The following is a 19244-nucleotide window of genomic DNA, read 5'->3' on the forward strand; positions in this document are numbered from 1 at the left end:
GGCACCCTTACCTGTTGGTGGTGTTCTGGAGGCGCGCCCCCGCCCCTGCCTTTAAGATCCCGGACGGCGGCGGGCCGCCGGAGCCGACCAACTGTGTTTGCCTACATCCTCCGCAGGACGCTCGCGGCCGTGGTGCTGCTGCTGGTGGTCAGCGCGGTCACCTTCGCGATCTTCTTCCTGCTGCCGCGCCTGGCCGGTGAGACGACCGACCAGCTGGCCACGCAGTACATCGGGAAGAACCCGTCCCCCGAGGCGGTCGCGGCGGTCAAGAAGAACCTCGGCTTCGACCAGCCGATCTACGTCCAGTACGGGCGCTTCCTGAAGGCGCTCGTCACCGGGGCCGAGTACAAGTTCGGCCCGGACGCCGCCACCTGCCACGTGCCCTGCTTCGGCTACTCCTTCAAGAACCACCTGGAGGTCTGGCCCGAGCTGACCAAGCGCATCCCGATCACGCTGTCGCTGGCCATCGGCGCCGCCGTGCTCTGGCTGGTCTCCGGCGTCACCACCGGTGTCATCTCCGCGCTCAAGCCGAAGTCGATCTTCGACCGGCTCTCCATGGGCGTCGCGCTGGCCGGTGTCTCGCTGCCGGTCTTCTTCACCGGTGCGCTGCTGCTCACGCTCTTCAGCTACGAGTGGCCGATCCTCGACAACCTCCAGTACGTCAACTTCACCGACGACCCGCTGATGTGGGCCCGCAACCTGATCCTCCCGTGGATCTCGCTGGCCTTCCTCTACTCCGCGCTCTACGCCCGGCTCACCCGCGCCGGCATGCTGGAGACGATGAGCGAGGACTACATCCGCACCGCCCGGGCCAAGGGCCTGGCCGAGCGCAAGGTGGTCGTGAAGCACGGGCTGCGCTCCGCGCTCACCCCGGTCGTCACCATCTTCGGCATGGACCTCGGTCTGCTGCTCGGCGGTGCGCTGATCACCGAACAGGTCTTCTCGCTCCAGGGCGTCGGCGCCTTCGCCGTCTCGGCGATCTCCGACAACGACCTGCCGAAGATCCTCGGCGTCACGCTGCTCGCCGCGTTCTTCATCGTCCTCTGCAACCTCGTGGTTGACCTCCTGTACGCCGCTGTCGACCCCCGGGTGAGGCTGTCGTGACCGAGCTCCAGAAGACCCCGGCGCCGGTGGCCGCCGCGACCGGGGACCCGTTCCTGTCGGTCCGGGACCTGCGGATCCACTTCGACACCGACGACGGCCTGGTCCGCTCGGTGGACGGGGTCAGCTTCGACCTGCACAAGGGGAAGACCCTCGGGATCGTCGGCGAGTCCGGCTCCGGCAAGTCGGTCACCTCGCTCGGCATCATGGGCCTGCACCGCTCCAAGCGGGCCCGGATCAGCGGCGAGATCCACCTGGACGGCGAGGAGCTGGTCGCGGCCGGCCCCGAGCGGGTCCGCCAGCTGCGCGGCCGCGAGATGGCGATGATCTTCCAGGACCCGCTGACCGCGATGCACCCCTACTACACCGTCGGGGCGCAGATCATCGAGGCCTACCGGGTGCACCACCCGCAGGCGACCAAGAAGCAGGCCCGGGCCCGCGCGGTCGAGATGCTCGACCGGGTCGGCATCCCGCAGCCCGACCGCCGGGTGGACGACTACCCGCACCAGTTCTCCGGCGGCATGCGCCAGCGCGCCATGATCGCGATGGCCCTGGTCAACGACCCGTCGCTGCTGATCGCCGACGAGCCCACCACCGCGCTGGACGTCACCGTCCAGGCGCAGATCCTGGACCTCATCCGGGACCTCCAGGAGGAGTTCGGCTCGGCCGTCATCGTCATCACCCACGACCTCGGGGTGGTCGCCGAACTCGCCGACGACATCCTGGTCATGTACGGCGGCAAGTGCGTCGAGCGCGGCCCCGCCGAGACCCTCTTCGACGCGCCCCAGCACCCCTACACCTGGGGCCTGCTGGGCTCGATGCCGCGTCTCGACCGTGAGCTCCAGGAGCGGCTCGTCCCGGTGAAGGGCACCCCGCCCAGCCTGATCAACGTGCCGTCCGGCTGCGCCTTCCACCCGCGCTGCCCGTACGCCGGGCTGACCGGCGGGCGCTCGGCCGACGAGGTCCCCGTCCTGACCGAGGCAGCGCCCGGGCACCACGCGGCCTGCCACCTCGCCGCCGCCGACCGGCGCCGCATCTTCACCGAAGAGATCGCGCCCCGGCTGTGAGCCCGGTTTCGTACCACCATTCTGGAGAGAACCGATGACGGACACTCAGGCGGCGGCCCCCGAGCCCATGAAGAAGGTGCCCGCGCCCGCGCCCGCCCCCGACCGCGAGCCGCTGCTCCGGGTGACCGGCCTGACCCGGCACTTCCCGATCAAGGGCGGCCTGCTGCGCCGCAACGCCGGGGCGGTCCGGGCCGTCGACGGCATCGACTTCACCGTCAACGCGGGGGAGACCCTGGGCGTCGTCGGCGAGTCCGGCTGCGGCAAGTCGACGATGGGCCGGCTGGTCACCCGTCTCGACGAGCCCACCGGCGGGAAGATCGAGTTCGAGGGCACCGACATCACCCACCTGGGCACCGGCGCGATGCGGCCGCTCCGGCGCGACATCCAGATGATCTTCCAGGACCCGTACTCCTCGCTGAACCCCCGGCACACCGTCGGCACCATCGTCGGCGCGCCGTTCCGGCTGCAGAAGGTGCAGACCGAGGGCGGCGTCAAGAAGGCCGTCCAGGAGCTGCTGGAGCTGTGCGGGCTCAGCCCCGAGCACTACAACCGCTACCCGCACGAGTTCTCCGGCGGCCAGCGCCAGCGCATCGGCATCGCCCGGGCGCTCGCCCTGCGGCCCAAGATGGTCATCGCGGACGAGCCCGTCTCCGCCCTCGACGTCTCCATCCAGGCGCAGGTGGTCAACCTGCTGGACGACCTCCAGCGCGAGCTGGGCCTGACCTACCTGATCATCGCGCACGACCTCTCGGTGGTCCGGCACGTCTCCGACCGGGTCGCGGTGATGTACCTCGGCAAGATCGTCGAGATCGCCGACCGGGACTCGCTCTACGCGTCCCCGATGCACCCGTACACCACCGCGCTGATGTCCGCGGTGCCGGTGCCGGACCCGCGCCGCCGGCAGCGCCGGGAGCGGATCCTGCTCAAGGGCGACGTGCCCTCGCCGATCAACCCGCCGTCCGGCTGCCGGTTCCGCACCCGCTGCTGGAAGGCGCAGGAGGTCTGCGCGACCCAGGAGCCGCCGCTGGCCGCGCTGAAGACCGGGCACCAGGTGGCGTGTCACTTCCCCGAGCGGAGCGAGGGGAACGACTAGCGGGGTCCCGAGCGGAGCGAGGGGAACGGTCCCGAGCGGAGCGAGGGGAACGACTAGCGGGGTCCCGAGAACAGTCCTGCCGGTGGCGAGAAGGTGCTCGCCACCGCGTGACGGTCCGGGGCGCGGTCGCCGGTTCGGACAGCGGCCGCGCCCCTCTGCGCGCCATCGGCCGTCACGTGCTGTGACGGCCGGTGGCGCGACCGTGACGGTCGGCCGGGCGCGGCGCCCGGGGGGTCCATAGTTGTCCGGTGACATCGCAGATCTTCCCCTCCGACGTGCAGCAGAGCCTGGACCTGGTCGGCATCTTCGTCTTCGCCCTCTCCGGAGGGCTGCTGGCCGTGCGCAAGAACATGGACATCTTCGGAATCTGTGTGCTGGCGGAGGTGACCGCGCTGGGTGGCGGGGTCATGCGCGACCTCGTCATCGGGGCCACCCCGGTGGCGGCCTTCTCCAACCTCGGCTACTTCAGCACGCCGCTGGCGGCCGGCCTGGTGGTCTTCTTCCTGCACCCGGAGGTCGAGCGGATCAACCGCGCGGTGCAGACCCTGGACGCGCTCGGCCTCGGGCTGTTCTGCGTCACCGGTACGGCCAAGGCGCACGACTACGGCCTCGGCGCGGTGGCCGCGATGGCGCTCGGCATGGTGACGGCCGCCGGCGGCGGCGTGATGCGCGACATGCTCGCCGGGGAGATCCCCTCGCTGCTGCGCTGGGACCGCGAGATCTACGCCGTCCCGGCCCTGGTCGGCTCGGCCCTCGTGGTGATCCTGATCGGCCTCGACCGGCTCACCGCGCTCACCGGGACGGCGGCCGCGCTGACCGCCTTCGGTCTGCGGATGCTCGCCCTCAAGTACGGCTGGCGCGCACCGCGGGCCTGGCACCGCAACGGTTCTCGCACCAGCGAGGAGTAGGCGAGCCCCCGTACGCCAGCGAGATCGCCTCGGCGGTGCAGAGCAGCTCGGGCAGCAGCCGGACCAGTTCGGCCGGCGGGACCCGGTCGGTCGGGGCGCTGACCGCGCAGGCGGCGACCGGCCGCCCGGCGCTGCCGGCCACCGGGGCCGCCACGCAGGCCACCGCCTCCCGGTGCTCGGCCGACTCGGCCGCCCAGCCCTGGCGGCGGACGGCGGCCAGCTCGGGAGGCAGCTCGTCCTCGCCGGCCCCGTCGTCGGGCAGACCGGCCAGCAGGACCCGGCCGATCGCGGTGCCGGCCGCCGGGGCGCGCCGCCCGATCCGGGTCGGCCGGGGGGTGTCGCTCCCCGGCCAGCGGCCGGCCAGCTCGTCCAGGTAGAGGACCTCGCCGTCCTGGAGCACGGCCAGCTGGACGGTCAGTCCGCAGCGCCGGTGGAGGGCGGCCAGGTAGGGCGCGGCGATCTGGCGGACGTCGATCTCCTCCAGCGCCCGGTGGGCGAGCGAGAGGACGCGGCCGCCGAGCCGGTAGCGCCGGTCGGACTGGCGGTGGACGAAGCCGTGCTCCTCCAGCGTGCGCAGCAGCCGCAGGGCCGTGGACTTGTGCACCCCGATGCTGGTGGCGGCCTGGTCGAGGGTGACCGGCCCGTCGCCGAGGGACCCGAGGAGGGTGAGGGCGCGGTCGACCGACTGCGACATGGCGCCCCCCAGTCCTGATCCGGTCCGGCCGATTTGCGGTGCCCGACAGGCTAACCGTTCGGTCCGGCGGGAGACCAACGAGCCCCCGGCCGTCCCGGCTTGGCCGTCGGGGGCCGGGCCGGTGCCCGGCGCCGCGGGTGGCGGGGGAGCGGCGGCCGGATGGCGGGCGGGTGGCGGGCGGTTGGCCGGATCGGGGCGTTTGCGCGCGCTGCGCGGCGGCCGGATCCGCCGGGTGGCCCGAGCGTCGCGCGGTGGCCCTCTACAATCGGATGGTTATGCCATACCTGGACCATGCGGCGACCACGCCGATGCTGCCCGAGGCGATCGCCGCGATGACCGCGCACCTGGGGGTCGTCGGCAACGCCTCCTCCCTGCACGCGTCCGGCCGCCGGGCCCGCCGCGTGGTCGAGGAGTCCCGCGAGTCGCTGGCGGAGTCGCTCGGCGCCCGCCCCAGCGAGATCGTCCTGACCGCCGGTGGCACCGAGTCCGACAACCTGGCCGTCAAGGGCCTGTACTGGGCCCGGCGGGGGGCCGACCCGGCCCGGACCCGGGTGCTGTGCAGCCCGGTCGAGCACCATGCGGTGCTCGACGCGGTGCACTGGCTCTCCGAGCACGAGGGCGCCCGGGTCGACTACCTCCCGGTGGACGGCTACGGCCGGGTCCACCCGGCGGCGTTGCGCGAGGCGATCGAGCGGGATCCGGCCTCCGTCGCGCTGGTCACCGTGATGTGGGCCAACAACGAGGTCGGCACCATCCAACCGGTCACCGAACTCGCCGCGGTGGCGGCCGAGTTCGGTATTCCGATGCACGCCGACGCGGTCCAGGCGCTCGGTCAGGTGCCGGTCTCCTTCGCGGAGTCCGGGCTGACCGCACTCACCGTCACCGGCCACAAGGTCGGCGGTCCGTACGGCGTCGGCGCCCTGCTGCTGTCGCGCGGGGCCACGCCCGTCCCGCTGCTGCACGGCGGCGGCCAGGAGCGGGACGTCCGCTCCGGCACGCTGGACGCGCCGGCCACCGCGGGCTTCGCGGCCGCCGCCGCGCTCGCCGTCCAGCGGCGGGACGAGCACGCGGCGGTGCTCGGCGCGCTGCGCGACGAACTGGTCGCCTCGGTCCTGGCCGGCGTCCCGGACGCGGTCCTCAACGGCGACCCGACGACGCAGGGGCGGCTGCCCGCCAACGCGCACTTCTCCTTCCCCGGCTGCGAGGGCGACGCGCTGCTGATGCTGCTCGACGCCCAGGGCATCGAGTGCTCGACCGGCTCGGCCTGCTCGGCGGGGGTGCCGCAGCCCAGCCACGTCCTGCTGGCGATGGGCGTCGACCCGCTGCTGGCCCGCGCCTCACTGCGGTTCTCGCTCGGCCACACCTCCACCCGGGAGGACGTCACCGCGCTCGCCGGAGCCATCGCCCCGGTCGTGCAGCGGGCCCGCAACGCGGGGCTGGCGGCGGCCGCGCGCGCCCGGTAAACCCGGCCGGGCCTCCGCCGCGACCACGTACTCTTGTGGGCATCATGACTGACTTCCCCGGTGCCCCGACCGCCCCGTCCACTGGCCGCCTGCGTGTGCTCGCGGCGATGTCCGGCGGGGTGGACTCCGCCGTCGCCGCCGCCCGCGCGGCCGAAGCGGGGCACGAGGTGACCGGCGTGCACCTGGCGCTCTCCGCCAACCCGCAGTCCTTCCGCACCGGCGCCCGCGGCTGCTGCACCATCGAGGACTCCCGCGACGCCCGCCGGGCGGCCGACGTGATCGGCATCCCGTTCTACGTCTGGGACCTCGCCGAGCGGTTCCGCGAGGACGTCATCGACGACTTCGTCGCCGAGTACGCGGCCGGCCGCACCCCCAACCCCTGCCTGCGCTGCAACGAGAAGATCAAGTTCGCCGCGCTGCTGGACAAGGCGATCGCGCTCGGCTTCGACGCCGTCTGCACCGGCCACTACGCCCGGATCGTCGACCTCCCGGACGGCCGCCGCGAGCTGCACCGCGCCGTCGACGCCGCGAAGGACCAGTCCTACGTGCTGGGCGTGCTCGACGCCGACCAGCTCGCCCACTCGCTCTTCCCGCTGGGCGACACCACCAAGGACGTCATCCGCGAGGAGGCCGAGCGCCGCGGCCTGGCCGTCGCGAAGAAGCCGGACAGCCACGACATCTGCTTCATCGCGGACGGCGACACCCAGGGCTTCCTGGCCAAGCACCTCGGCCGGGCCCCCGGCGACATCGTCGACGCGGACGGCACCAAGCTCGGCGAGCACGACGGCGCCTACGGCTTCACCATCGGCCAGCGCAAGGGCCTGCGGATCGGCCGCCCGGCCGCCGACGGCAAGCCCCGCTACGTGCTCGACATCTCCCCGGTGAACAACACCGTCACCGTCGGCCCCGTCGAGGGCCTGGACGTGACGGCCCTGACCGCGATCCGCCCGCGCTGGTGCGGGGCCGAGGCCGCGGCCGACGGCCGCTACACCGCCCAGCTCCGCGCCCACGGCGAGGAGGTCCCGGTCACGGCCGCCATGGTCGACGGCGAACTCCACGTCACCCTGGACACCCCCGCCCGCGGCATCGCCCCCGGCCAGGCCGTCGTCCTCTACGACGCCACCCGCGTCGTCGGCTCCGCCACCATCGCCACCACCCACCGCCGCCCGGTCACGGCCTGAAACAGGTCCTCCCGGTCGGAGCGTGCCGGGTGTGCCGCTGTACCAGCGGCACACCCGGAAGACCCGTACGAGCGCGGCTGTGACGAGGTGCACCAGGGCGCTCGCGGACACGGCGTAGGCGGTCCAGCGACGCAGTGACTCCGGCGCGGTGGCCCGGAGGCCGTCGCGGGGCCACGCCCCGGGAGGTGGGCCCACTGCGAGACGTCGGCGTGGACGACCTTGCCCGGGCGCGAGTGCACGACGGTCGGCGGCTGCTCGGCGGGTGAGGCGCTGACCGGAACCGGATACGACCAGCCCGGCGCCTTCCCGTTCCCGGTGGGAGCGTCGGCCGCGGGTCCCCGGGGTGCGTCATAGTGGACGGAGCCGCACGGGCGGTGCGGCCCGTCGGTGATTCGACGACCCGGGCTCCGGGGAGCGGCCGGCGATGCCCGTGGCGCCTTGCGGAGAGGACGGCATGACCTTCTACGAGCAGCACCGCGACTTCGTCGAGGAGCTGGAGCGGATCGCTCCCGAGGGCGTCCGGATCGAATGGTCCGGGGACACGCTGATCATGCAGGCGTCACCCTCGAACATCCACCAGCTCAACGTCGCGCGGGTGCGCAGGCAGTTCGAGCGGCACGCCCCCGACGGCTACCTCCCCAGTGAGCGGAGCGAGATCGTCAGCCCGGACGTCTCCAAGGGGCGCGAGCCGGACCTGACCTACCTGCCCGAGGAGGTTCTCTCCCAGCCGGGGAACAAGGCCCCCGCCGGGGAGGCCCTGATCGCCGTGGAGATCGTCGCGCCCTCCAACCCGGGCAACGACTGGATGGACAAGCTGCACGACTACGCCGTGATGCGCATCCCGCTGTACCTGATCGTGGACCCGCGGCAGCAGACGGTGACGCTGTTCTCCGAGCCGGACCACGACCGGTACCACACGCGCAGTGACCGGAAGTTCGGTGACGAGATCGGCATCCCGGAGCCCTTCGGCTTCACGCTGGGCCTGTCCGAGCTCGTCCCGTACAAGGACTGACCGTGCGCGTCGGCCGGGCGTGATAGACCAGTCAGCATTATGAACATCACTGTCTTCTGCTCCGCGTACTCGCTCGACGAGCGGTACTCCGCGCCTGCCGCCGAATTCGCCCGTCTGCTCGGGGAGGGCGGGCACACCCTGGTGTGGGGCGGCTCCAACGCCGGGCTGATGGGGCTGCTGGCCGACGGGGTGAAGGCGGCCGGCGGCAAGCTGGTCGGGGTGCTGGTCGAACTGCTCCGGCACAAGGGCTACGAGGGCGCCGACGAGCTGGTGATGACGCTGGACCTCGCCGAGCGCAAGGCGCAGCTGCTGATGCGCGCGGACGCCGTCGTCGTGCTGGTCGGCGGCCTCGGCACGCTGGACGAGGTGACCGAGGTGCTGGAGCTCAAGAAGCACGCGCTGCACGACAAGCCGGTGATCGTCCTGGACACCGAGGGCTTCTACGCGGGACTGCGCACCCAGCTGGAGCGGATGGACACGGAGGGCTTCCTGCCGCGGCCGCTCGGCGAGCTGATCACCTTCGCCGACACCCCCGCCCAGGTCTTCGAGCAGCTCAAGGCCTGAGAGGATCGGGACCATGGCTGCACATCTGATCACGGGCGCGGGCTCCGGCATCGGCGCCGTCCTCGCCGAGCGCCTCGCCGAACGCGGGGACGACCTCTGGCTGCTGGCCCGCGACGCCCGCCGGGCCGCGGAGCTGCGCGAGCGCTTCCCCGGGGCGCAGACCCTGGTCGGCGACCTCGGTACGCCGGCCAAGCTCTCCTGGGCCTTCGGCCACCAGGCGCTGCCGGCGGAGCTCGACTCGCTGCTGCACGTGGCGGGCGTCGTCGAGCTGGGCCAGGTCGGTGAACTGCCGGTCAAGGCCTGGCAGGACACCCTGAACGTGAACCTGGTCGCGCCCGCCGAGCTGACCCGCCTGATGCTGCCCTCGCTGCGGCTGGTCAAGGGCCACGTGGTGTTCGTGAACTCCGGCGCGGGGCTCACCGCGCACGCCGACTGGTCGGCGTACGCGGCGAGCAAGCACGGCCTGAAGGCGCTCGCGGACTCGCTGCGCCACGAGGAGCACGCCGCCGGGGTCCGGGTCACCTCGGTCTACCCGGGCCGCACCGCGACCGCGATGCAGGTCAAGGTGCACCAGCAGGAGGGCCGGGAGTACGACGCCGACCGCTTCATCGCGCCCGAGTCGGTGGCGAAGGCGGTCCTGGCCGCGCTCGACGCCTCCCGCGACGCGGAGATCACCGAGATCACCGTCCGCCCCGGGAAGTGAGCCCCGGCAAGTGAGCCCCGGGAAGTGAGCCCCGGGGACGTGGGTTCGCCGGCCCCAGCCCGGCCGTGGGAGGTCGGCCGGTCCGACTTCCCACGCCGGGCGCACTAGGCTCGGGCGGGTGAGCAACGGACACTCTTTCCCCGACCTGCACGGCGCCGCCACCGGCGTCGGATCGCTGCCCGGCACCGACGCGCGGGAGGCCGCCAGGACGGCCACCGGGGCGCTGGAGCAGCTGCCGTTCCTGCCCGAGCTGCCCGCCCGCGGGCCGGGCGCCGACATGATCGGGCGCAGCGCCGGCCTGCTGGTCGAGCTGTTCGCGCAGACCGAGCCCAGCGGCTGGCGCTTCACCGACCGCCCCGGCCGCGACACCCGGCGGGCCCGTGCCTGGCTGGGCGAGGACCTGGACGCCCTGGAGGAGTTCACCCAGGGCTACCAGGGTGCGCTCAAGGTGCAGGCCGTCGGCCCGTGGACGCTGGCCGCCTCGATCGAGCTGAAGCACGGCGAGAAGGCGCTCGCCGACCCCGGTGCCCGCCGGGACATCGCCGGTTCGCTCACCGAGGGGCTGCGCCGCCACCTGGACGAGGTCCGCCGCCGGATCCCCGGCGCGGCGGTGGTGCTCCAGCTCGACGAGCCCTCGCTGCCCGCGGTGCTGACCGGCGGGGTGAGGACCGCCAGCGGCTTCCAGCGGCTGCGCTCGGTGGACCGCCAGGTCGCCGAGGAGGCGCTGCGCGAGGTGATCCGCAGCGTCGACGTACCGGTGGTGGTGCACTGCTGCGCCCCGGACGTCCCGATCCCGCTGCTGCGCCGGGCCGGTGTGGCCGGAGTCTCCCTGGACTTCTCGCTGTTGACGGAACGTGAGGACGAGCAGCTCGGCGAGGCGATCGAGGCGGGCACCGTGATCCTCGCCGGCGTGGTGCCCGCCACCGACGGAGCCCCCGATCAATCAACGGCACTGTCCGACCCGGCCGGTAGTGTCCAGGGTGTCAGGACGTTGTGGCGCAGGCTCGGGTTCGCCCCGGAGCTGCTGGGCCGCCGTGTGCTGGTGACGCCCACCTGCGGGCTGGCCGGGGCCTCTCCGGCCCACGCGCGCAAGGCGCTGTCACTCAGTGTGAGGGCGGCCCAGAGCCTGGTGGACAACCCGGAATGAGAACGTAGGAGGGCTTGCGGTGGTGGCTGTCGAGGGCTGGGAGGAGATCCCGGCGGAGGTCCGCGGGCGGCACGCCGAGCTGGCGGCCGAGATCGAGGACCACCGCGCCCGCTACTACGAGCAGGACGCGCCGGTCGTCACCGATGCCGAGTTCGACGCGCTGATGCGCGAGCTGGAGGCGCTGGAGGCCGGGCACCCGGCCCTGCGCACCCCCGACTCGCCGACCCAGAAGGTCGGCGGCGCCGTCACCGAGCAGTTCGCGGCCGTCGAGCACCGCGAGCGGCTGCTCAGCCTGGACAACGCGATGGACGACGACGAGCTGGCCGCCTGGGCCGAGCGGGTCGCCACCGAGCTGGCCGGCATCGAGTACCACTACCTCTGCGAGCTCAAGGTGGACGGCCTGGCCGTCAACCTCACCTACGAGAACGGCCAGTTGGTGCAGGCCGCGACCCGCGGCGACGGCCGGGTCGGCGAGGACATCACCGCCAACGTCCGCACCATCAAGGAGATCCCGCACCGGCTCAAGGGCGACGACGTCCCCGCGCTGGTGGAGATCCGCGGCGAGGTCTACTTCCCCACCGACGCCTTCGAGGCGCTCAACGCCTCCTTCGCCGAGGAGAACGAGCGCCGCCGGCAGGAGAACGAGGAGCGCGCCAAGGAGGGCAAGCGGCCCCGGGCGATGATCCGGCTGTTCATGAACCCGCGCAACGCGGCCGCCGGTTCGCTGCGCCAGAAGGACCCGCACATCACCGCGTCCCGCCCGCTGCACATGGTGGTGCACGGCATCGGCGCCCGGGTCGGCTTCGACATCGACAACCAGTCGCACGCCTACCGGCTGCTGCACGACTGGGGCCTGCCCACGGCCCGGCACAACAAGGTGGTCGGCACGCTGGCCGAGGTCCGCGCCTTCATCGAGCACTTCGGCGCGCAGCGGCACTCGGTCGAGCACGAGATCGACGGCGTCGTGGTCAAGGTGGACGAGATCGCCCTCCAGGGCCGGCTCGGCGCGACCTCGAAGTCCCCGCGCTGGGCGATCGCCTGGAAGTACCCGCCGGAGGAGGTCACCGGCAAGCTCGCCGCGATCAAGGTCGGCATCGGCCGCACCGGCCGGGCCACCCCGTACGCGGTGCTGGCGGAGCCGGTGAAGGTGGCCGGCTCGATGGTGCAGTACGCGACGCTGCACAACCAGCAGATCGTCAAGGCCAAGGACGTCATGCTGGGCGACACCGTGGTGCTCCGCAAGGCCGGTGACGTCATCCCCGAGATCCTCGGCCCGGTGTACGACCTGCGGGACGGCACCGAGCAGGAGTTCGTGATGCCCTCGCACTGCCACGAGTGCGGCGCCGAGCTGCGCCCGATGGCGGAGGGCGACATCGACCTGCGCTGCCCCAACGCGCGGTTCTGCCCGGCCCAGATCCGCGAGCGGATCGCCTTCCTGGGCGGCCGGTCCGCGCTGGACATCGAGGGGCTGGGCTACGTCGCGGCGACGGCGCTGACCCAGCCGCTGGAGCCGGCCGAGGCGCCGGTCCGGGACGAGGGCGACATCTTCCGCCTCACCGCCGAGCAGCTGCTGCCGATCAAGGTGCTGGTCCGCGACCCGAAGACCGGCCTGCCGAAGCTCGACGACGAGACCGGCGAGGAGAAGGAGGTGTTCTTCTTCGCGACCACCACGGGCGCGGCCAAGAAGAACACCGGCCTGATGCTCGACAACATCGACCTGGCCAGGGAGCGCCCCCTCTGGCGCTTCCTCAACGGCCTGTCGATCCGGCACGTCGGCCCGGTCGCCGCGCAGGCGCTGGCCAGGGAGTTCCGCGACCTCGACCGGATCTTCGCGGCCAGCCAGGAGGAGCTGGCCGCCACCGAGGGGGTCGGTCCCGGTACGGCGCGCTCGATCGCCGAGTGGTACCAGGAGGAGTGGCACCGGGAGATCCTGGAGAAGTGGCGCGGTGCCGGCGTGCGCTTCACCGAGGAGGCCGGCGAGGAGCAGGGCGAGCGTCCGCTGGAGGGGCTGACGGTGGTGGTCACCGGCACGCTGGCGGGGCACACCCGGGACGGCGCCAAGGAGGCGCTGACCTCGCGCGGAGCGAAGGTGACCGGATCGGTGTCGAAGAAGACCGATTTCGTGGTCGCCGGTGACAATCCCGGTTCCAAGTTCGACAAGGCCGTTCAGCTCGGGCTGCCGGTCCTGGACGACGAGGGCTTCACGGTGCTGCTGGAGCAGGGGCCGGACGCGGCTCGCAGGCACCTGGGCCTGCCCGAACCGGAGGCCGTCGCCGGGGCCGCCGAGGAGCCCCCCGCCGAGGGGTGACCCGAACTCGGAGCCACCGAGTCCGTCTTGTTATCGTCCTGATGCGCCGTCACCGGGTGCCGCGCGGTGAAAGCGGGCATTGTGTCACTGTGCGGCACCGGAAAGCGGTGGCGCGCTCCCGGTTGTCCGAAAGTCTGCCCGCCGGGTGGACCCCGGAATACCCTGGAGCGCAACAGAGTGTCAGCAGGGGTGGGGGCACCGGCTGAGCCGGTCTCCGCGGGGTCGCTCATGCCCGGCAGCTGCCGGCACCGGTACGGTGCCTCACCGTAAGGCGGCCTGACGGGGCGGGCCCGACGGAGGACAGGGCTTATGGATCGTACGACCGGCGGTGCGCCCACACGCCCGCCGCAGGGGGTGGCGGGTGCGGTCCTGCTGCTCGGAGTCCTGCTGGCCGGCGCCGCACCGCTCATCCCGCTGGCCGTCCTGGTCTACCGCTACGAGCCCGAGCTGCTGCCGCTGTTCGCGGTGCCGCTGGCCGTGCTGGTCGCGGCCTGGCGGATCGCCCGGGACCGCGCCCGTGACCAGCTCACCGACCCGCTGACGGACCTGCCCAACCGCCAGGCCCTCTTACTGGCCGCCCAGGAGGCCATCGCCGAGCACGAGCAGGGCTACAGCGTCGGGCTGATCCTGCTCGACCTCGACCGGTTCAGGTCGCTCAACGACACGCTCGGCCACACCGCCGGCGACCGGCTGCTGGTGCACATCGCCCGCCGGCTGCACCGCGCCCTGCGCTCCGGCGCGTCCGGCGGAGCGGGACGGGAGACGATCGACGACGTCTTCGCCGGGATGCCCCGGGACTACCGGCGCGGCCGCCCGATGGTGGCCCGGATGGGCGGCGACGAGTTCGCCGTGCTGCTGCCCGGCGTCGGCTGCCCCAACACCCTGGAGCGGGTCGCCACGGCGCTGATCGCCGAGCTGGCCGCACCGATCCGGCTGGACGGGCTGCTGCTCGTCCTGGAGGCCAGCGCCGGCGTCTGCGTCTACCCGCAGCACGCCCAGGACGCCGAGTCGCTGCTGCGCCGCGCCGACGTGGCGATGGGCCACGCCCAGCGCGGCTGCACCTCCGTCGAACAGTACGACGAGGCCCAGGACGCCGACACGCCGTACCGGATCGGGCTGCTCGGTGATCTGCGGCGGGCGCTGGAGACCGGCGAGGTGCAGTTGCACTACCAGCCCAAGGTGGCCTTCGACGGCCGGGTGGTCGGGCTGGAGGCGCTGCTGCGCTGGGACCGGCCTGGCCAGGGCAAGGTCTCGCCGGACGAGTTCGTCGGGCTCGCGGAGTCCAGCGGCCTGATGCCCCGGCTGACCGACTACGTCCTGGAGGCGGCCGTCGGCCAGCTCGCCTCCTGGCGCGAGCAGGGCCTCCAGGTGCAGGTCGCGGTGAACGTCTCGCCGCGCGACGTGCTGAACCCGGGCTTCGCCCAGCGGGTCGCCGGGCACCTCGTCCGCCACCAGGTGCCGGCCCACGCGCTCCAGCTGGAGATCACCGAGCGGCTGCTGCTGGACGACTCCCGGCGGGCCGCCGACACCCTGGCCGAGCTGCGCGGCTACGGCGTCGGGATGTCCCTGGACGACTTCGGGACGGGCCACTCCTCGCTGGTGCGGCTGCGCAGCCTGCCGGTCGGCGAGTTGAAGATCGACCGCTCCTTCGTCTCCCGGATGGTCGCCGACGACCACGACGCGGCCGTGGTCCGCTGCTCGGTGGAGCTGGCCCACTCGCTGGGCCTGACCGTGGTGGCCGAGGGCGTGGAGGACGACGAGACCTGGGAGCGGCTGCACCGGATGGGCGTGGACGCCGTCCAGGGCTGGCTGGTCTCGGCGGCGCTGCCGGCCGAGCAGGCCACCGCCTGGCTCCGGGTGCACCGCACCGGCGCCCCGCCGGTCGAGCGGTTCGGCCCGGCGGGTCAACTGCCGCGGGTGATCCAGCCGGTGGTCAAGCCGGGGATCCAGCCGGTGCTGCCGCCGGTCATCCCGCCGGTGCTGCCGCCGGTGGTCCAGGCGGTGTCGGCGGCCCAGTTGGAGGTCCAGGCGCAGGGCACGCCGAGGTGGGTCCCGACGAGCCCGCAGTAGGGCGTCCGCGGCGGTCGCCGGCCCGGTCCCGGAGCGGGGCCGGGGCAGGGTGACCGCCCCGCGGGGTTACTCGTTGGCCGGTGGCCGGGCCGGGCCCCATAGGATGGGGTCCACAGACCAAGAGGACGGGAGCGCCGAGCCGGCTGCTCCTGCCCGGGCCCGGCACCGCCTGAGCGCGGCGCCGGGTCTCACCAGAACTCACACCCCTGAGGATCGCCGCATGCCTGGCATCACGCGCGAGGAGGTCGCCCACCTCGCTCGGCTGTCGCGTCTTGAGTTGCAGGCCGAAGAGCTGGACCACTTCGCCGAGCAGCTCGACGTGATCATCGGCGCGGTCGCGCGCGTTTCGGAGGTCGCCGGACAGGACGTCCCGCCGACCTCCCACCCCCTCCCGCTGACCAACGTCATGCGGGCGGACGTGGTGCGACCGTCGCTCACCCCGGAGCAGGCGCTGTCCGGCGCCCCCGCCGCCGAGGAGCAGCGTTTCCGTGTGCCGCAGATCCTCGGGGAGGACTGACCGATGACCGACCTGATCCGCTACACCGCGGCCGAGACCGCGAGCGCCATCGCCAAGGGCGAGGTCTCCGCCGTCGAGGTCGCCCAGGCGCACCTGGACCGCATCGGCGCCGTCGACAAGAAGGTCAACGCCTTCCTGCACGTCGACACCGAGGGCGCGCTGGACGCCGCCAGGGCCGTCGACGAGAAGCGCGCCAAGGGCGAGGAGCTGGGCCCGCTGGCCGGCGTCCCGCTCGCGCTGAAGGACGTCTTCACCACCAAGGGCGTGCCGACCACCTGCGGGTCCAAGATCCTCGAAGGCTGGATCCCGCCGTACGACGCCACCCTGACCTCGCGTCTCAAGGACGCGGGCGTGGTGATCCTCGGCAAGACCAACATGGACGAGTTCGCGATGGGCTCCTCCACCGAGAACTCGGCCTACGGCCCCACCGGCAACCCGTGGGACCTCAGCCGGATCCCCGGCGGCTCCGGCGGTGGCTCGGCCGCCGCGCTGGCCGCCTTCGAGGCCCCGCTGGCGATCGGCACCGACACCGGCGGCTCGATCCGCCAGCCCGGCGCCGTCACCGGCACCGTCGGCGTGAAGCCCACCTACGGGTCGGTCTCCCGCTACGGCCTGGTCGCGTTCTCCTCCTCGCTGGACCAGGGCGGTCCGTGCGCCCGCACCGTGCTCGACGCGGCGCTGCTGCACGAGGCGATCGCCGGCCACGACCCGCTGGACTCCACCTCGATCGACGCGCCCGTCCCGGCCGTGGTCGAGGCCGCCAAGCTGCGCGACGTGCGCGGCATGCGGATCGGCGTGGTCAAGGAGTTCGCCGGCGAGGGCTACCAGGCCGGCGTCATGCAGCGGTTCAACGAGTCCGTCGAGCTGCTGCGCGAGCTGGGCGCGGAGGTCGTCGAGGTCTCCTGCCCGTCGTTCACCCTGGCGCTGCCCGCGTACTACCTGATCGCGCCCAGCGAGGCCTCGTCCAACCTGGCCCGCTTCGACGCGATGCGCTACGGCCTGCGGGTCGGCGACGACGGCACCCGCTCGGCCGAGGACGTCACCGCCCTCACCCGCGAGGCCGGCTTCGGCCCCGAGGTGAAGCGCCGGATCATCCTCGGCACCTACGCCCTCTCCTCGGGCTACTACGACGCCTACTACGGCTCGGCCCAGAAGGTGCGCACGCTCATCTCGCGCGACTTCGACACCGCCTTCGCCGGCGTGGACGTGCTGGTCTCGCCGACCACGCCGACCACCGCCTTCCCGATCGGCGAGCGCGCCGACGACCCGATGGCGATGTACCTGGCCGACCTCTGCACGATTCCGTCGAACCTCGCGGGCAACGCGGCCATGTCGCTGCCCTGCGGGCTGGCGCCGGAGGACAATCTCCCGGTCGGCCTGCAGATCATCGCACCCGCGATGGCGGACGACCGCCTGTACCGCGTGGGCGGCGCCGTCGAGGCCGCACTCAACGACAAGTGGGGGCACACCCTGCTGGAGGAGGCACCGGCACTGTGAGCAAGCTCGAAAAGGCGAAGGGCTTCAAGCACTCCAAGCCCGGCCTGTGGCTGTCCATCGGCACCAGCACGTTCGGCGCGGTCTCGATCGTCAAGGACATCCGGAAGGCGCGCGGCGAGAGCGACACGCTCAAGCTGATCAACGCCCTGGTCGGTGCGGCGGCGCTGGTCACCGGCACCGCCCTGCTGGTGCGCGAGTTGCGCCGGCTCGGCGACGACGACGTGCTGCTGGGCTGAGAACGCCCTCGGCCCGGCCGCGCACCCGACCGTGCGCGGCCGGGCCCGTACCTCCACAGACTTTTAGCGAAGGGGACGCTGTGAGCGTCATGAACCTGGTCTCCTACGAGGACGCTCTCGCGTCGTACGACCCGGTGATGGGCCTTGAGGTCCACGTCGAGCTGGGTACCAAGACCAAGATGTTCTGCGGGTGCTCGACCGAACTGGGTGCCGAGCCGAACAGCCAGGTCTGCCCGACCTGTCTGGGCCTGCCCGGCTCGCTGCCGGTGGTCAACGCCATCGGCGTCGAGTCGGCGATCAAGATCGGCCTGGCGCTGAACTGCGAGATCGCCGAGTGGTGCCGGTTCGCCCGGAAGAACTACTTCTACCCGGACATGCCGAAGAACTTCCAGACCTCGCAGTACGACGAGCCGATCGCCTTCAACGGCTACCTCGACGTGCAGCTGGAGGACGGCTCGACCTTCCGGGTGGAGATCGAGCGCGCCCACATGGAGGAGGACACCGGCAAGTCCAGCCACGTCGGCGGCGCGACCGGCCGGATCCACGGCGCCACGCACTCGCTGCTCGACTACAACCGGGCCGGCATCCCGCTGATCGAGATCGTCACCAAGCCGATCGAGGGCGCCGGCGAGCGGGCCCCCGAGGTCGCCAAGGCGTACGTCGCCGAGCTGCGTGAGCTGATCAAGGCGCTGGGCGTCTCCGAGGCCCGGATGGACAAGGGCCAGATGCGCTGCGACGTCAACCTGTCGCTGCGCCCCAACGGCACCGAGAAGTTCGGCACCCGCTCCGAGACCAAGAACGTCAACTCGCTGCGCAGCGTCGAGCGGGCCGCCCGGTTCGAGATCCAGCGGCACGCCACGGTGCTGGGCGACGGCGGCACGATCGTCCAGGAGACCCGGCACTTCCACGAGGAGGACGGCAGCACCACCGCCGGCCGGATCAAGGACAACGCCGAGGACTACCGCTACTTCCCCGAGCCGGACCTGGTGCCGATCGCGCCGTCCCGCGCCTGGGTGGAGGAGCTGCGCGCCGGTCTGCCCGAGCTGCCGCGGGTGCGCCGGGCCCGGCTGCAGGCCGAGTGGGGCCTGACCGACAAGGACATGCAGTCGGTGCTGAACGCCGGCGCGGTCGAGCCGATCCTGGAGACCATCGCCGCCGGCGCCCCGGCCGACCAGGCCCGCAAGTGGTGGATGGGCGAGCTGGCCCGCCGGGCCAACGAGACCGGCACCGAGCTGAGCGAGCAGCCGATCACCCCGGCGCAGGTCGCCCGGGTGACCGCGCTGGTCGCCGAGGGCAAGCTGAACGACAAGCTGGCCCGCCAGGTCATCGAGGCCGTGCTGGCCGGTGAGGGCGAGCCGGACGAGGTCGTCGAGAAGCGCGGCCTGGCCGTCGTCTCGGACGACTCCGCGCTCGGCGCGGCCGTCGACGAGGCCATCGCCGGCAACGAGGCGATCGCCGCCAAGATCCGCGACGGCAAGGTCGCCGCGGTGGGCGCGCTCGTCGGCGCGGTCATGAAGGCCACCCGCGGGCAGGCCGACGCGGCCCGGGTGAAGGACCTCATCCTGGCGAAGCTCGGCGTGGAAGGGCAGTAGGCACGACCTGAAGAAGCTCGGTGCCGACCGGATCCGACCACGGTTTCTAAGGCATCTAAGGCTTTCTAAGGTGCCTTAGTGCGCTCAGGGC

The 19244-nt window shown here is 72.6% G+C and carries 16 protein-coding genes and 1 pseudogene; 16 read left to right on the forward strand and 1 reads right to left on the reverse strand.

What is annotated here, in order from left to right:
* The first annotated feature begins 93 nt into the window (after positions 1-93).
* The 4 genes from ABT263_RS30575 to ABT263_RS30590 all read left to right on the forward strand — a co-directional run bounded on the left by ABT263_RS30575 (position 94) and on the right by ABT263_RS30590 (position 4169).
* Entirely contained in the window at positions 94-1104 is a 1011-nt protein-coding gene (locus ABT263_RS30575) for an ABC transporter permease (RefSeq protein WP_329489696.1), read from the forward strand.
* Positions 1101-2168 carry an ABC transporter ATP-binding protein gene (locus ABT263_RS30580; RefSeq protein WP_352295271.1) on the forward strand — a complete coding sequence of 356 codons (1068 nt, stop codon included), beginning with the start codon at positions 1101-1103 and terminating at the stop codon, positions 2166-2168. The genes ABT263_RS30575 and ABT263_RS30580 overlap by 4 nt, the downstream gene beginning before the upstream one ends.
* A 67-nt stretch (positions 2169-2235) precedes the next feature.
* Positions 2236-3261, forward strand: a complete 1026-nt coding sequence (locus ABT263_RS30585; protein ID WP_352295299.1) for an ABC transporter ATP-binding protein — start codon at positions 2236-2238, stop codon at positions 3259-3261.
* Positions 3262-3509: 248 nt separating this feature from the next.
* Positions 3510-4169, forward strand: coding sequence for a trimeric intracellular cation channel family protein (locus ABT263_RS30590; protein WP_329489698.1), 660 nt, complete (start codon positions 3510-3512; stop codon positions 4167-4169).
* On the opposite strand, the gene ABT263_RS30595 is transcribed toward ABT263_RS30590, so the two are convergent.
* A complete protein-coding gene (locus tag ABT263_RS30595) occupies positions 4105-4863 on the reverse strand; it encodes an IclR family transcriptional regulator (protein ID WP_352295273.1) in 759 nt (252 codons plus the stop codon). The two genes, ABT263_RS30590 and ABT263_RS30595, sit on opposite strands and share 65 nt — an antisense overlap.
* A 275-nt stretch (positions 4864-5138) precedes the next feature.
* Here ABT263_RS30595 and ABT263_RS30600 point away from each other — a divergent pair, with 275 nt between their 5' ends.
* The 12 genes and pseudogenes from ABT263_RS30600 to gatB all read left to right on the forward strand — a co-directional run bounded on the left by ABT263_RS30600 (position 5139) and on the right by gatB (position 19153).
* The gene (locus ABT263_RS30600) at positions 5139-6326 is read left to right on the forward strand and encodes a cysteine desulfurase family protein (RefSeq protein ID WP_352295275.1); all 1188 of its coding nucleotides are present in this window, start codon (positions 5139-5141) and stop codon (positions 6324-6326) included.
* A gap of 44 nt (positions 6327-6370) precedes the next feature.
* A complete protein-coding gene (mnmA, locus tag ABT263_RS30605) occupies positions 6371-7507 on the forward strand; it encodes a tRNA 2-thiouridine(34) synthase MnmA (protein WP_352295277.1) in 1137 nt (378 codons plus the stop codon).
* A 454-nt stretch (positions 7508-7961) separates the two neighbouring features.
* Positions 7962-8519 carry a Uma2 family endonuclease gene (locus tag ABT263_RS30610; RefSeq protein ID WP_352295279.1) on the forward strand — a complete coding sequence of 186 codons (558 nt, stop codon included), beginning with the start codon at positions 7962-7964 and terminating at the stop codon, positions 8517-8519.
* 39 nt (positions 8520-8558) lie between these two features.
* Positions 8559-9083 (forward strand): LOG family protein, encoded by a 525-nt coding sequence (locus ABT263_RS30615; protein WP_352295281.1) that lies wholly within the window; start codon positions 8559-8561, stop codon positions 9081-9083.
* A 13-nt stretch (positions 9084-9096) separates the two neighbouring features.
* A complete protein-coding gene (locus tag ABT263_RS30620) occupies positions 9097-9786 on the forward strand; it encodes an SDR family oxidoreductase (protein WP_329489704.1) in 690 nt (229 codons plus the stop codon).
* Between the two features lie 118 nt (positions 9787-9904).
* Complete coding sequence (locus ABT263_RS30625) at positions 9905-10933, forward strand: methionine synthase (protein WP_352295283.1); 1029 nt, start codon at positions 9905-9907, stop codon at positions 10931-10933.
* A 22-nt stretch (positions 10934-10955) separates the two neighbouring features.
* Positions 10956-13241 (forward strand): NAD-dependent DNA ligase LigA, encoded by a 2286-nt coding sequence (gene ligA / locus ABT263_RS30630; protein WP_352295301.1) that lies wholly within the window; start codon positions 10956-10958, stop codon positions 13239-13241.
* Between the two features lie 372 nt (positions 13242-13613).
* Positions 13614-15167: pseudogene (locus ABT263_RS30635) on the forward strand (putative bifunctional diguanylate cyclase/phosphodiesterase); the annotation flags it as partial.
* Positions 15168-15531: 364 nt separating this feature from the next.
* The gene (gene gatC, locus ABT263_RS30640; RefSeq protein ID WP_280719380.1) at positions 15532-15828 is read left to right on the forward strand and encodes an Asp-tRNA(Asn)/Glu-tRNA(Gln) amidotransferase subunit GatC; all 297 of its coding nucleotides are present in this window, start codon (positions 15532-15534) and stop codon (positions 15826-15828) included.
* 3 nt (positions 15829-15831) lie between these two features.
* The gene (gene gatA, locus ABT263_RS30645; protein ID WP_329489708.1) at positions 15832-17325 is read left to right on the forward strand and encodes an Asp-tRNA(Asn)/Glu-tRNA(Gln) amidotransferase subunit GatA; all 1494 of its coding nucleotides are present in this window, start codon (positions 15832-15834) and stop codon (positions 17323-17325) included.
* On the forward strand, positions 17322-17561 hold the full coding sequence (locus ABT263_RS30650) for a hypothetical protein (RefSeq protein ID WP_329489709.1): 240 nt from the start codon (positions 17322-17324) through the stop codon (positions 17559-17561). Before gatA ends, ABT263_RS30650 begins: the two co-directional genes overlap by 4 nt.
* An 80-nt stretch (positions 17562-17641) precedes the next feature.
* Complete coding sequence (gene gatB / locus ABT263_RS30655; protein WP_329489710.1) at positions 17642-19153, forward strand: Asp-tRNA(Asn)/Glu-tRNA(Gln) amidotransferase subunit GatB; 1512 nt, start codon at positions 17642-17644, stop codon at positions 19151-19153.
* Positions 19154-19244 lie beyond the last annotated feature (91 nt).

The sequence above is a fragment of the Kitasatospora sp. NPDC001603 genome, assembly GCF_040298365.1.
Classification (GTDB): Bacteria; Actinomycetota; Actinomycetes; order Streptomycetales; family Streptomycetaceae; genus Kitasatospora.

What these genes read in the sequence shown, in the direction of transcription:
- ABT263_RS30585 (WP_352295299.1), top strand. Translation starts at nt 2,236, where the DNA reads ATGAAGAAGGTGCCCGCGCCCGCGCCCGCCCCCGACCGCGAGCCGCTG.
- ABT263_RS30595 (WP_352295273.1), bottom strand. Translation starts at nt 4,863, where the DNA reads ATGTCGCAGTCGGTCGACCGCGCCCTCACCCTCCTCGGGTCCCTCGGC.
- ABT263_RS30600 (WP_352295275.1), top strand. Translation starts at nt 5,139, where the DNA reads ATGCCATACCTGGACCATGCGGCGACCACGCCGATGCTGCCCGAGGCG.
- mnmA (WP_352295277.1), top strand. Translation starts at nt 6,371, where the DNA reads ATGACTGACTTCCCCGGTGCCCCGACCGCCCCGTCCACTGGCCGCCTG.
- ABT263_RS30610 (WP_352295279.1), top strand. Translation starts at nt 7,962, where the DNA reads ATGACCTTCTACGAGCAGCACCGCGACTTCGTCGAGGAGCTGGAGCGG.
- ABT263_RS30615 (WP_352295281.1), top strand. Translation starts at nt 8,559, where the DNA reads ATGAACATCACTGTCTTCTGCTCCGCGTACTCGCTCGACGAGCGGTAC.
- ABT263_RS30620 (WP_329489704.1), top strand. Translation starts at nt 9,097, where the DNA reads ATGGCTGCACATCTGATCACGGGCGCGGGCTCCGGCATCGGCGCCGTC.
- gatC (WP_280719380.1), top strand. Translation starts at nt 15,532, where the DNA reads ATGCCTGGCATCACGCGCGAGGAGGTCGCCCACCTCGCTCGGCTGTCG.
- gatA (WP_329489708.1), top strand. Translation starts at nt 15,832, where the DNA reads ATGACCGACCTGATCCGCTACACCGCGGCCGAGACCGCGAGCGCCATC.